The organism is Streptococcus parasanguinis, from assembly GCF_016648855.1.
In the GTDB taxonomy this organism is placed as follows: domain Bacteria; phylum Bacillota; class Bacilli; order Lactobacillales; family Streptococcaceae; genus Streptococcus; species Streptococcus parasanguinis_L.
This window is the reverse complement of sequence record NZ_JACLQU010000001.1, coordinates 249,978-263,551: the sequence shown is the minus strand read 5'-3', so window position 1 is coordinate 263,551 and position 13,574 is coordinate 249,978. Positions and strand designations below refer to the sequence as shown.

Annotated in this window: 11 protein-coding genes; 9 read left to right on the top strand and 2 right to left on the bottom strand. The window is 44.0% G+C overall.

From position 1 onward, the window contains the following. Window positions 1-155: 155 nt before the first annotated feature. From secA to recG, 5 genes are all read left to right on the top strand, one after another. Window positions 156-2,675, top strand: a complete 2,520-nt coding sequence (gene secA / locus H7T92_RS01255) for a preprotein translocase subunit SecA (protein WP_201036773.1) — start codon at window positions 156-158, stop codon at window positions 2,673-2,675. Window positions 2,676-2,727: 52 nt separating this feature from the next. After that, complete coding sequence (locus tag H7T92_RS01250; protein ID WP_201036772.1) at window positions 2,728-3,756, top strand: 3-deoxy-7-phosphoheptulonate synthase; 1,029 nt, start codon at window positions 2,728-2,730, stop codon at window positions 3,754-3,756. Between the two features lie 86 nt (window positions 3,757-3,842). Next, window positions 3,843-4,208, top strand: coding sequence for a holo-ACP synthase (gene acpS, locus H7T92_RS01245; RefSeq protein WP_003005615.1), 366 nt, complete (start codon window positions 3,843-3,845; stop codon window positions 4,206-4,208). Beyond that, on the top strand, window positions 4,195-5,304 hold the full coding sequence (alr, locus tag H7T92_RS01240; protein ID WP_201036771.1) for an alanine racemase: 1,110 nt from the start codon (window positions 4,195-4,197) through the stop codon (window positions 5,302-5,304). The genes acpS and alr overlap by 14 nt, the downstream gene beginning before the upstream one ends. A 58-nt stretch (window positions 5,305-5,362) precedes the next feature. Then, window positions 5,363-7,378, top strand: coding sequence for an ATP-dependent DNA helicase RecG (gene recG, locus H7T92_RS01235; protein ID WP_201036770.1), 2,016 nt, complete (start codon window positions 5,363-5,365; stop codon window positions 7,376-7,378). Window positions 7,379-7,654: 276 nt separating this feature from the next. Here the strand turns inward: recG and H7T92_RS01230 are convergent, their stop codons facing one another. After that, a complete protein-coding gene (locus tag H7T92_RS01230) occupies window positions 7,655-8,617 on the bottom strand; it encodes an asparaginase (protein WP_201036769.1) in 963 nt (320 codons plus the stop codon). 62 nt (window positions 8,618-8,679) lie between these two features. On the opposite strand from H7T92_RS01230, the gene H7T92_RS01225 reads away from it, so the two are divergent. Beyond that, window positions 8,680-10,080: a Cof-type HAD-IIB family hydrolase gene (locus H7T92_RS01225; protein WP_201036768.1), complete on the top strand. Its 1,401-nt coding sequence runs from the start codon at window positions 8,680-8,682 to the stop codon at window positions 10,078-10,080. A 36-nt stretch (window positions 10,081-10,116) separates the two neighbouring features. On the opposite strand, the gene H7T92_RS01220 is transcribed toward H7T92_RS01225, so the two are convergent. Beyond that, window positions 10,117-10,569 (bottom strand): universal stress protein, encoded by a 453-nt coding sequence (locus H7T92_RS01220; RefSeq protein ID WP_201036767.1) that lies wholly within the window; start codon window positions 10,567-10,569, stop codon window positions 10,117-10,119. A gap of 209 nt (window positions 10,570-10,778) precedes the next feature. On the opposite strand from H7T92_RS01220, the gene H7T92_RS01215 reads away from it, so the two are divergent. From H7T92_RS01215 to H7T92_RS01205, 3 genes are all read left to right on the top strand, one after another. After that, complete coding sequence (locus H7T92_RS01215; RefSeq protein WP_003008537.1) at window positions 10,779-11,993, top strand: pyridoxal phosphate-dependent aminotransferase; 1,215 nt, start codon at window positions 10,779-10,781, stop codon at window positions 11,991-11,993. 186 nt (window positions 11,994-12,179) lie between these two features. Then, window positions 12,180-12,968 carry a GTP-sensing pleiotropic transcriptional regulator CodY gene (gene codY, locus H7T92_RS01210; RefSeq protein ID WP_003005668.1) on the top strand — a complete coding sequence of 263 codons (789 nt, stop codon included), beginning with the start codon at window positions 12,180-12,182 and terminating at the stop codon, window positions 12,966-12,968. Beyond that, the gene (locus tag H7T92_RS01205; RefSeq protein ID WP_201036766.1) at window positions 12,968-13,546 is read left to right on the top strand and encodes a cysteine hydrolase family protein; all 579 of its coding nucleotides are present in this window, start codon (window positions 12,968-12,970) and stop codon (window positions 13,544-13,546) included. Before codY ends, H7T92_RS01205 begins: the two co-directional genes overlap by 1 nt. The last annotated feature ends 28 nt before the right edge of the window (window positions 13,547-13,574 follow it).

The following is a 13,574-nucleotide window of genomic DNA, read 5'->3' as shown; positions in this document are numbered from 1 at the left end:
TGTCTGCTTGAGCAGGCATCTTTTTGGATTTTCTCACACGAAAAAAACCACTCGAAAGTCTTGTAAGATACAGCCTTGATCTTGAAAAAATGTTAAAAAAATGCTAGAATAAAAAGAACATTTTAGATTTTGAAAAAATCAAAGTAAGGAAAAAAATGGCAAATTTAGTAAAAACAATTATTGAAAATGATCGAGGCGAAATCAAACGCCTTGAAAAAATGGCTGACAAGGTCTTTTCTTACGAAAACCAAATGGCAGCTTTGACGGATGACGAATTAAAAGCGAAAACAGTTGAGTTTAAGCAACGCTACCAAGATGGTGAGTCTTTGGATGATCTCTTGTACGAGGCTTTTGCAGTTGTTCGTGAAGCTGCAAAACGGGTTCTTGGTTTGTTCCCATACAAGGTTCAGGTCATGGGGGGGATCGTCCTTCACCATGGTGACGTTCCAGAGATGCGTACAGGGGAAGGAAAAACCCTGACAGCAACCATGCCTGTATACTTGAATGCCTTGTCTGGTAAAGGGGTACACGTTGTTACCGTCAATGAATACCTGACAGAGCGGGATGCAACAGAGATGGGAGAACTTTACTCATGGCTTGGCCTTTCAGTAGGGATCAACCTGGCAGCAAAATCTCCAGCTGAGAAAAAAGAAGCTTACCTCTGTGATATTACCTACTCGACTAACTCAGAGATCGGGTTTGACTATCTTCGTGATAACATGGTTGTTCGTGCTGAAAACATGGTTCAACGTCCATTGAACTATGCCTTGGTCGATGAGGTAGATTCGATCTTGATCGACGAAGCTCGTACACCGCTGATCGTTTCTGGGCAGACAGCTTCTGATACAAACCAACTCTATCACATGGCAGATGCTTATGTGAAGAGCTTGACAGAGGATGATTACATTATCGATGTACCATCTAAAACCATTGGTTTGTCAGATTCAGGGATTGATAAGGCGGAAAGCTACTTTAATCTTGAAAACTTGTACGATATTGAAAACGTAGCTTTGACTCACTTTATCGACAACGCCCTTCGTGCCAACTACATCATGATTTTGGATATCGACTATGTGGTCAGCGAAGATCAAGAAATCTTGATCGTCGACCAATTTACAGGTCGTACCATGGAAGGACGTCGCTATTCTGATGGTCTCCACCAAGCGATCGAAGCCAAAGAAGGTGTTCCAGTTCAAGAAGAAACCAAAACATCTGCGTCGATTACTTACCAAAACCTCTTCCGTATGTACAAGAAGTTGTCAGGGATGACAGGGACAGGGAAAACTGAAGAAGAAGAATTCCGTGAAATTTATAACATTCGCGTGATTCCAATTCCAACCAACCGTCCGATTGCCCGTATTGACCATCCAGACCTTCTCTACCCAAGCTTGAAATCAAAATTCAAGGCTGTTGTGGAAGATGTCAAGTCTCGTCATGAAAAAGGTCAACCAGTCCTAGTTGGTACCGTAGCCGTTGAAACCAGTGATTACCTTTCTCAATTGTTGGTTCAAGCAGGTGTCCCTCACGAAGTTTTGAATGCGAAAAACCACTACAAAGAAGCGCAAATCATCATGAACGCTGGTCAACGTGGTGCTGTTACTATCGCGACCAACATGGCCGGACGTGGTACCGATATCAAGCTTGGTGAAGGTGTTCGCGAACTCGGTGGACTATGTGTTATCGGGACAGAACGTCACGAAAGTCGTCGGATCGATAACCAGCTTCGTGGACGTTCAGGACGTCAAGGGGATCCAGGTGAATCTCAATTCTACTTGTCCCTTGAAGATGAATTGATGCGTCGTTTCGGTTCTGAACGGATCAAAGCAGTGCTTGATCGCTTCAAGTTGAGCGAAGAAGAATCGGTCATCCGTTCAAACATGTTCACACGTCAGGTAGAGGGTGCACAAAAACGGGTTGAAGGAAACAACTACGATACCCGTAAACAAGTCCTTCAATACGATGACGTGATGCGGGAACAACGGGAAATTATCTACGCTGAACGCTATGATGTTATCACAGCTAACCGTGACTTGGCACCTGAAATCAAGGCCATGATCAAACGGACCATCAAACGGATTGTTGAAGGAGCCAGCCACTCAAGTAAGGAAGAACGCGTTGAAGCGATTCTGAACTTTGCCAAATACAATTTGGTTCCGGAAGATACGATTTCTGCAAGCGATATTGAAGGAAAATCTGACAAGGAAGTTATCGATTACTTGTATGCACGTGCAGAAGAAATCTATGCTAGCCAAGTAGCGAAATTGCGTGACGAAGAGTCTGTGCAAGAATTCCAAAAAGTCTTGATCCTTCGTGTGGTGGACAGCAAGTGGACAGACCATATCGATGCTTTGGATCAATTGCGAAATGCGGTTGGACTCCGTGGGTATGCGCAAAATAACCCAGTGGTAGAATACCAATCAGAAAGTTTCCGTATGTTTAACGATATGATCGGATCGATTGAATTTGATGTGACTCGTCTTATGATGAAAGCCCAAATTCACGAACAAGAACGTCCACGTACAGAACACAGCATTTCAACAACTGCGACTCGCAACATTGCAGCGCAACAACAAGATATTCCAGCAGATATTGACTTGTCACAAGTGAAACGCAACGATTTGTGTCCTTGTGGTTCAGGTAAGAAATTCAAAAACTGTCACGGACGTAAATTTTAAGAGCTCCTCTGAAATAGAAAGAGGATGGGTCTAGGTAGCATAAGGAGGCCGTATGGTATTCATTACGAAGAGCAATAAGATTGATGAGCAAGAGATCACTTCGCTTTACCGCTTGGAAGGTCCAGCCTTGGAGCGCAAAGAAACGCGTGATCGAGAATTGGAAGCTATTATCAAAGGAGAAGACCAACGGATCCTTCTTGTGATCGGGCCTTGCTCTTCTGATAATGAAGAAGCTGTGATGGACTATGCCCGTCGTTTGGCAGACTTGCAAGAGCAAGTCAAAGATCAGATTTTCATTGTGATGCGGGTCTATACGGCTAAACCTCGGACCAACGGGGATGGCTATAAAGGCTTGATGCACCAACCAGATACACAGGCAGCACCAAGCTTTGTGGATGGTTTGAAAGCGGTCCGACATCTCCACTACCGTGTGATTACAGAAACTGGTTTGACAACTGCGGATGAGTTGCTTTATCCAGCAAGTCTTCCGTATGTTGAAGATTTGATTTCCTATCATGCCATTGGAGCGCGTTCGGTTGAAGACCAGGAGCATCGCTTTGTATCTAGTGGGATCTCTGCTCCGACAGGCATGAAGAATCCAACATCTGGAAATCTTTCTGTCATGTTCAATGCGATTTATGCAGCCCAACATCCCCAAAACTTTTTGTTCAATGCCCAAGCAGTGGAAACATCAGGAAATCCTTTAGCTCATGCGATCCTTCGTGGGGGCTTGGATGCAAGTGGTAAGAATATTCCAAACTACCATTATGAAGATTTGCTAGCGGCAGCAAAACGCTATAGCGAAATGGGCTTGCAACATCCCTTCATCCTGGTGGATACCAACCATGACAACTCTGGCAAACAATTCGAAGAGCAAGTACGAATCGTGAGAGAAACCATGATGAACCGTGTTTGGAACAAGGATTTGGCAACTTTAGTTCGTGGTTTCATGATTGAATCCTATCTAGAAGATGGCCGTCAAAATGAACCAGTGGTTTATGGTCAATCCATCACAGACCCTTGCCTGGGTTGGGAAAAAACACAGGCCTTGGTCAAAGAAATTGCAACGATGAATAAGTAACAGGCAGGGGCGGAAGGAGTGATTCTTTAGCCCCTTCTCTTTTGTCAGTAAAACGATATTGAAACGATAAATAAGGATAAAACAAGATGATCAAAGGACATGGCATCGATATCGAATCGATCGCTGCGATTGAAAAAGCCTATCAGAAGAATACCCGATTCGCTGAAAAAGTCTTAACCGAGGCTGAGCGAGAGCGCTTTGAGGAATTGTCTGGAAAACGGAAGATGGAATATTTAACGGGCCGATGGTCCGCCAAAGAAGCCTTTTCGAAGGCAATGGGAACAGGGATTGGACCGGTTGGTTTTCAAGATTTAGAGATTTTAAATGATGCCCATGGAGCTCCCTATTTTTCCAAGTCTCCTTTTTCTGGGAAGGTATGGATTTCGATCAGTCATAAGGGAGATCTAGTGTCGACCAGTGTCATTTTGGAGGAAGAAAATGAAAGCAAGTAAACATAGACCAACGGTTGCAAGAGTCGATTTGGATGCCATTGCCTTTAATGTGCAACAAGTCAGTGAGCATATTCCGAGTCAAGCCTTGAAATATGCAGTCGTCAAGGCCAACGCCTATGGTCATGGGGTCGCTGCAGTAACCAAAAAATTGGCACCTCAGGTTGATGGCTTTTGTGTATCCAATATGGATGAAGCCCTCGAAATCCGTGAAGAAGGCTTGCAACACCCTATTTTGATTTTGGGAGTGGTACCAAGCGAAACAGTGAGTCTGGCCAAAGAGCATGACATCCGCTTAACGGTGGCTAGTCTTGCTTGGTTGAATCAATTGCTTGGAGAAGAAGATTTATCAGGATTGAAGGTCCATATCAAGGTGGACTCAGGAATGGGGCGGATTGGATTTCGAAGAATCGAAGAGATCAAAGAGGCTGAACGCCTCCTCTTAGCAGCCGGTGCTGAAATTGAGGGAATCTTTACTCATTTTGCGACAGCAGATGAAGCAGATGATAGAAAATTTCAAGCGCAATATCATTTTTTCAAAGAAGTATTGGCTGCTCTTGAAATCCTTCCTCCGATTGTTCATGCGAGTAATTCAGCCACCTCTTTGTGGCATGCAGATACGATTTTCACAGCTGTTCGTCTGGGAGATGTCATGTATGGCTTGAATCCAAGTGGTTCGGTGCTAGCCTTGCCTTATGAAATCAAGCCAGCCTTGAGTTTGGTGAGCGAATTGGTTCATGTCAAACAGTTAGAAGCCGGACAAGATATTGGCTACGGGGCAACCTATACGACGGAAGATGCCCAATGGATTGGAACGATTCCCATTGGCTATGCGGATGGTTGGATCCGAGAAATGCAAAATTTCCATGTGCTAATTAAGGGTGAGTATTGTCCCATTGTTGGGCGAGTTTCGATGGACCAGATTACTGTTCGCCTTCCAGAAGAATTACCTCTGGGAACCAAGGTTACCCTGATTGGCCGAGACGGCGAGAAAGAAATTACGGCAACAGAGATTGCGGACTACCGTGGTACCATTAATTATGAAGTAGTCTGTCTCTTGAGTGATCGGATTCCTCGTGACTATGCAGGTGAAGAATAAAAAAAGTAGGTGGGTTTTCCCTGAAGGACCTGCTTTTTTATAAAAGAAAGGAGGAACAATGAATTTACACCAACCCTTATCCGTACTGCCTGGCGTCGGTCCAAAATCGGCGGAAAAATTTAAAAAATTAGGGATTGAAACCTTAGAAGATCTACTCTTGTATTTCCCCTTTCGGTATGAAGACTTCAAAACCCGCAATGTTTTAGAGTTAGAAGATGGGGAAAAAGCAGTCATCTCTGGGGTGGTAGCAACACCAGCCAATGTCCAATATTATGGTTACAAACGAAATCGCTTGCGTTTTTCGATCAAACAGGGAGACCAAGTGATTGCGGTTAATTTTTTCAATCAACCCTATCTAGCAGACAAAATCGAGGTTCAGCAAACAGTAGCGATTTTTGGGAAATGGGACAAGGCAAAAGGCAGTTTGACAGGAATGAAGCTCCTGGCTCAAGTGGAAGATGATTTGCAGCCAGTCTATCGGGTGACGCAAGGAGTCAGCCAAAACAGCCTGGTGAAATTGATCAAAATAGCATTCGATCAGGGCTTGGATCAGCTTTTAGAAGAGAATTTGCCCCAAGTTTTGCGGGAGCGTTATCAACTCTTGTCACGCTCTCAAGCAGTGCAGGCTATGCATTTTCCTAAGGATCTAGCAGAGTACAAGCAAGCCCTTCGCCGGGTGAAATTTGAAGAACTCCTCTTTTTCCAGCTACAGCTCCAAGTGCTAAAAGAAGAAAATCACGATGCCAGCCAAGGAATTTCCCTGGCCTGGGATCCAGAAAAATTAGCAGAACGAAAAAAACAGCTTCCTTTTGAGCTAACGAAAGCTCAAGAAAACAGCTTGAATGAAATCTTGACAGATATGGCCTCTCCTTATCATATGAACCGCTTGCTTCAAGGGGATGTGGGAAGCGGGAAGACAGTCGTGGCCGGTCTTGCCATGTATGCAGCCTTAAGCGCTGGTAAGCAAGCTGCCTTAATGGTTCCGACGGAGATTTTGGCAGAGCAGCACAAGGAAAGCTTGCAAAATCTTTTTCCGGACTTGCCAATTGCTCTTCTGACGGGAGGATTGAAGGTGGCTGAGAAACGAGAAGTCTTAGAGGAGATCGCCTCAGGACAAACTCAACTGATTGTGGGGACACATGCCTTGATTCAAGAAGGGGTTCACTATCAAGATCTAGGTTTGGTCATTATTGATGAGCAGCACCGTTTTGGGGTTTCCCAGCGTCGCATCCTTCGAGAAAAGGGACAAAATCCAGACGTCCTGATGATGACGGCCACTCCTATTCCTCGGACCTTGGCGATTACAGCCTTCGGGGATATGGATGTGTCCATCATTGACCAGATGCCTGCGGGACGCAAGGAAATCATGACGCGCTGGGTCAAGCATGAGCAGTTAGAAGTGGTCCTAGACTGGTTGGTAAAAGAGCTCGCAAAAGGTTCTCAAGCCTACTTTATCTCTCCCTTGATTGAGGAGTCAGAGGCGCTAGATTTGAAAAATGCCCTTGCCCTCCAGGAGGAGTTAGAAGCCTTCTTTGGTCAGCGGGCGCGTGTTTCTCTTCTTCACGGGAAGATGAAAAGTGAAGAAAAAGAGACCATCATGCAGGCCTTTAAAGAGCACCAAGTCGATGTTTTGGTATCCACAACCGTTATTGAAGTAGGAGTCAATGTGCCCAATGCGACTGTCATGGTCATCATGGATGCAGATCGGTTTGGCCTTAGTCAACTGCATCAGCTTCGAGGCCGGGTTGGTCGGGGAAATAAGCAATCCTATGCTATTCTAGTGGCCAATCCTAAAACAGATAGTGGCAAACAGCGCATGAAAATCATGACAGAGACGACTAATGGGTTTGTGCTGGCAGAGGAAGATTTGAAAATGCGGGGTTCAGGTGAAATTTTTGGAACCCGTCAATCAGGAATTCCAGAATTTCAGGTAGCCGATTTAGTAGAAGATTATCCTATTCTTGAAGAAGCGCGGAAAGTCGCTAGCCAGATCGTAGCCACTCCAGATTGGCGAGAACACCCAGACTGGCATTTGCTCTCTCTTTATCTGGAGAAGCAAGAACATTTAGATTAGATCATAAAAAGTGAGTAGAGTGGAAATGTGATGTTTCTACTCTACTCACTTTTAAGATGGGATTTTACGCCCTTTGTATCTTGTTGAATTGCGACAGGACGAAGGTGGATCGATACCATCCACCTGAGGAGTTAGTGAGTTACCCTAGTGCTTGCCGTTACACAAATTGAACATGGGCTGCGGATTGTGTCAAAAAGATGAATCCTCCTAGAATCTGATGATTCTGCGTCGAATTCCCTATTTTGACTGTATCCGCTACGCCCTTTGTATCTTATGCTACCCTTCGATATATTCTTTGAGTTCTTGTCCTTTTAGGCCGGCATTGAGGGCGATGAGAAGTTTGATGCGAGCTTTGGGGGCATTTAATTCTTTGATGAAAAAGACACCGGCTTGATGGAGTTGGACGCCACCGCCTTCATACGCGTAAACTGGTTCTGCGATCCCGTTGAAGCAGCGGGATACTAAAGCGATTGGAAGTCCAGCATCTATGAATTCTTGGAGTTTATGGGCAGTTTCTTTAGGGATATTTCCAGCTCCAAAGGCTTCAATAATGAGGCCATCAATTTTTGAGTGATCCAGTAGATCTAGCAGATCAGTTTTCATACCAGCATAAGTAGCGATAATGGGAACGAAACCTTCAATTTTATCGAGATCGAAGCGCACTCGTGGCTCAGCTGTTTTAAAGAAGAGGATTTCCTTTTTCATGACCAACCCCAGAGGGCCGTGGGTTGGTGTCTGAAAGGTACTGACATTGGTGGTGTGGGTTTTGGTGACGTACTTAGCTGCATGAATTTCGTCGTTCATGACGACTAAGACACCCTTATCACGTGCTTTTGGATCGGCTGCCACTCGGAGGGCTGTTAAGAAATTATAGACACCGTCACTTCCAAGTTCGTTGGAACTTCGCATGGCTCCTGTAATCACCACGGAGATTTCAGGTAACTCCATGGTATCTAAGAAATAAGCTGTTTCTTCCAGCGTATCGGTCCCGTGTGTAATGACGATCCCATCGAAGTGGCTGGCTGCCTCTTTGATTCTTTGATATAGAGCTAACATGTGATGCGGTGTCATTTGTGGACTTGGTAGATTGAAGATATCCTCAGAAGTGACTTCAATTCCTTCAATTGGTGAAGTAACTTGGGTCATGGGATTGACTTCATTTGTAATCACTGCTCCAGAGTCATCTGCAGCCATCGAGATGGTCCCTCCGGTATGTAGTGCTAAAATTTTCTTAAACATGTGAAGCTCCTTGGAATATGTGATATAATTTATTTTATCATAAAAAGAAAGAAACAGTAGACATGGAAATAAAAGCAGTCTTTTTTGATATCGATGGGACCCTGGTCAATGATAGTCGAGCGGTCTTAAAATCAACAGAAAAAGCTATTCAATCTTTGAAGGAAGAAGGAATCTATGTAGGACTTGCGACAGGGCGGGGACCTGCCTTTGTCAAACCCTTTATGGAACGCTACGGCTTTGATTTTGCAGTAACCTATAATGGTCAATATATTTTGACCAAGGACCGCGTACTGTTTACCAGCCCAATCGACAAAAAGAGCCTGCACCAGCTGATCGACTATGCTCGAGAACACCGTAAGGAAATTGCTCTTGGGACAAAGGATGGAGTATTTGGTTCTCGGATCATGAGTTTTGGGATGAGTCCTATTTCAACCTGGTCCAGTCGCTTTGTGCCTCGCAAAATGGCCCGAACAGTCAGTCGAGGATTTAACAAAGTGGTCAGCAAGGTCGTCCCACAGGATCAGGACACCCTCTATGCACTAGCGCAAGAACCAATCTACCAAGTACTGATCTTATCGAGTCCGGAAGAGACTGCAAAAATTGAAAAAGAGTTTCCACATTTGAAATTTACACGTTCCAGTCCTTTTGCAGCAGACGTCCTCAACCCAGGCATTTCTAAGCTAGAAGGCATCCGCATCGTTGGCCAGGAATTTGGCTTTGACATCGATGAGGTGATGGCTTTTGGGGATTCGGATAATGATTTAGAAATGCTTTCGGGAGTTGGCTTGTCCATTGCGATGGGAAATGGAACCACTAGTGTTAAGGCAATTGCCAAGCATACCACGACTAGTAATGGCAAGGATGGCATTCAAAAAGCCCTGCAACACTTTGGTATTCTCTCAGAGAAAGAACTCTTTCTTTCTAAGGATGATCACTTCAATAAGGTCAAAACCTTCCATGGTGTAATGGATGGGGAAACGCAGGAGAAACCAGTGGTCTGGCAACCTCAAGATGCCCTTTATCGGACCATGTTCAAGCAAGAGGAACTGGTGGAATTTGTTCGAGCAGCTAGCTCAAGTGAGGAAGAATTCGATCGCTCGGTAGCGGCCCTTCACGAAGCTTTGGATAAGGCTGCAGATAAGGTGCGTAGCAAGCATCCAGCTGAAATTTCCATGGTGGGACAGGTCGATGCCTTGATCGATACCCTCTATCTGACTTATGGTAGCTTTGTTCTAATGGGAGTGGATCCTGAAGAGGTCTTTGAGATTGTTCATCGGGCAAATATGGGTAAGATTTTCCCAGATGGAAGAGCGCACTTTGATCCAGTGACTCACAAGATTTTGAAGCCAGATGATTGGGAAGAAAAATACGCCCCAGAACCAGCCATCAAAAAAGAACTCGATCGCCAGCTCAAGGCCTACGAAAAACATGCAAAACAAAAAGAAGCAAAAAAAGACAACTAAAAAAGTTTGGAACAAAGGTTCCAAACTTTTTCTTTCTTACATGGTTTTATCCTTATCGCGCACCACTAGTAAGTCTACTTTGGCGTGGCGAAGGATGTATTCTGAGGAGGATCCGACCATTAAGCGTTCGAATGCATTGAGTCCAGTAGCACCGACCAAAATAAGGTCAACCCCTTCTTTGCTTGGGATATCATTGGCCAAGAGGACTTTTGGATTTCCCATTTCTACAACAGTCGCAATATTTTGAACCCCGACTTTTTCAGCACGTTCCTTGTAGCCTTTGAGCAATTCATTGGCTTCTTCTTGCAATTCTTCGTAGACTTCAGCATCAAAGGTTGAGACACTTTGAAGGGCACGGGTATCGATGACGTGGACAATAGTCAATTTAGAGCCGTTGCGAAGAGAAACATTAACCCCTTTTTCAAAGGCTAATTCTGCTTCATGAGAACCGTCGACAGCGACCATAATGTTTTCGTATTTTTGAGACATAATCCTACCTCCTTATAGCTTGAAAACATGGATAGAATAGAAGGGAATCCTATTCCTTATACACTTATATTTTATCCCTTTTAGGCTAGAATGTAAAGGTAAAGTCTCGCTTTTTCTAGTATATTTTTGCTGAATTTTTAAAGTCCTCGGTTTGTACTCTATTTCAACTAGTGGTATAATAGAGATAATTTCGTGAATCGAGGCAGAATATGAAGGAATATAATAAATCAAGCAAACTCGAACATGTCGCTTACGATATTCGTGGTCCAGTCTTGGAAGAAGCGATGCGCATGCGAGCAAATGGAGAAAAAATTCTACGTTTGAATACAGGGAATCCTGCTGAATTTGGCTTTACAGCTCCAGATGAAGTTATCCATGATTTGATCATGAATGCGCGTGATAGTGAAGGTTATTCAGATTCAAAAGGGATTTTTTCAGCCCGCAAGGCCATCATGCAGTACTGCCAGTTGAAAAAAATTCCAAATGTGGATATTGATGATATTTACCTCGGGAATGGAGTGAGTGAGCTGATCGTCATGTCCATGCAAGGACTTTTGGACAATGGGGATGAGGTCTTGGTTCCCATGCCGGACTATCCTCTTTGGACAGCAGCCGTCAGCCTAGCTGGTGGGAATGCTGTTCACTATCTTTGTGATGAAGAAGCAAACTGGTACCCAGATATCGAGGATATCAAGTCGAAAATCACCTCAAACACTAAGGCTATCGTTGTCATCAACCCGAATAACCCAACAGGTGCCCTCTATCCAGATGAGATCCTACTTGAGATTGTAGAGATCGCTCGTCAAAATAACTTGATCATCTTTGCGGATGAAATTTACGATCGCTTGGTCATGGATGGGGAAAAACACACGGCTATTGCAAGTTTAGCGCCTGATCTCTTCTGTGTGAGTATGAATGGCTTGTCAAAATCTCACCGGATTGCCGGTTTCCGTGTTGGTTGGATGGTTCTATCCGGACCGAAACATCATGTGAAGGGCTATATCGAAGGCTTGAACATGTTGTCCAATATGCGTCTTTGTTCAAATGTTTTATCTCAACATGTTGTGCAAACCTCTCTTGGAGGTTACCAATCTGTGGATGAACTCTTGCTTCCAGGTGGTCGAATCTACGAACAACGGAACTTTATTTACAAAGCCATCAATGAGATTCCGGGCCTCTCAGCTGTTAAGCCAAAGGCTGGATTGTATATCTTCCCTAAGATTGATCGGGATATGTACCGAGTGGATGACGATGAACAATTTGTTTTAGAATTCTTGAAGCAAGAAAAGATTCTTTTGGTTCATGGCCGTGGTTTTAACTGGAAGGACCCAGATCACTTCCGGATCGTTTACCTCCCACGTGTGGATGAATTGGCTCAAATTCAAGAAAAAATGACTCGTTTCTTGAAACAATACAAACGCTAATTAGTTAAAGGATTGAAGATGAAGGTCTTCAATCTTTTTTGTTTCATTCTATAAAATCCATGTTATCTCATCGCCATTTTTCTGAATTGTGCATAATTGTAGAAAAAATAAATAATTTTCAGATAATTTGATTGAAATTCCCACACTTATATGATATACTTGAGCTGACTATATGCGAGGTTTATTATGGCAAACTTATTAGAAAAGACACGTAAAATTACATCTATCTTGAAACGGACAGATGAACAGTTGCAGGCTGAGATGCCTTACAATGATATTGCCCAGCAATTGGCGGATATTATCCACTGTAATGCCTGTATCATTAATAGCAAGGGAACCCTTCTTGGTTATTTCATGCGTTACAAGACCAACAATGACCGGGTAGAAGCTTTCTTCCAAAATAAAAAACTACCAGAAGATTATGCCAAGGCGGCTAGTTTGGTCTACGATACAGAAGCTAATTTAGATGTGGACCATGATTTGAGTATCTTTCCGGTTGAAACCAAGTCTGAATTTCCTGATGGCTTGACCACCATTGCGCCTATTCATGTTTCTGGGATTCGGTTGGGTTCCTTAATCATTTGGCGCAATGATAAACAGTTTGCGGATGATGATTTGATCTTGGTTGAGATTGCTAGTACCGTGGTAGGGATTCAAATGTTGAACTACCAACGCGAGGAGGACGAGAAGAATATTCGTCGTCGCACAGCGGTGAATATGGCTGTCAATACCTTGTCTTACTCTGAGTTGCGTGCCGTATCTGCCATCCTTAGTGAATTGAAAGGCAATGAAGGTCAGTTGACCGCTTCTATCATCGCAGATCGTATTGGCATTACCCGTTCTGTGATTGTCAATGCACTTCGGAAATTGGAATCTGCTGGTATTATTGAAAGTCGTTCACTCGGAATGAAGGGAACTTATCTCAAAGTGTTGATACCAGATATTTTTGAAGAAATTAAGAAAAGAGACTACTAATGGCTAAAGCATTAATTTCAATTGACTATACTGTCGATTTTGTGGCGGATGATGGTAAGCTTACGGCAGGTGCTCCTGCACAAGCCATTTCTGAGACTATTGCTCAGGTGACCCAATTGGCCTTTGATCAAGGAGCCTATGTCTTTTTTGCCATTGATGCGCATGATGTAGACGATCCTTTTCATCCTGAAAGCAAGCTCTTCCCACCCCATAATATCATTGGGACTAGTGGACGTGATTTGTACGGCCCTTTGGCAGACTTTTATCGGGACCACAAAGCGGATCCGCGCGTCTTTTGGATGGACAAACGTCATTATTCTGCTTTTTCAGGGACGGATCTAGATATCCGCCTTCGTGAACGTCATGTGGATACCGTTATTTTGACTGGGGTCTTGACGGATATCTGTGTCCTCCATACAGCGGTTGATGCATACAACCTCGGCTATCAGATCGAAGTCGTGGAACCTGCAGTGGCATCGCTCACTCCTGAAAATCACCAGTTTGCCTTGAACCATTTCAAGCATGTCTTAGGGGCAAGCTTGGTAGACGGCACACTAGCTGTATTCGATACAAAATAAGAAAATTTTCTAAAAGAGGTCATAGACG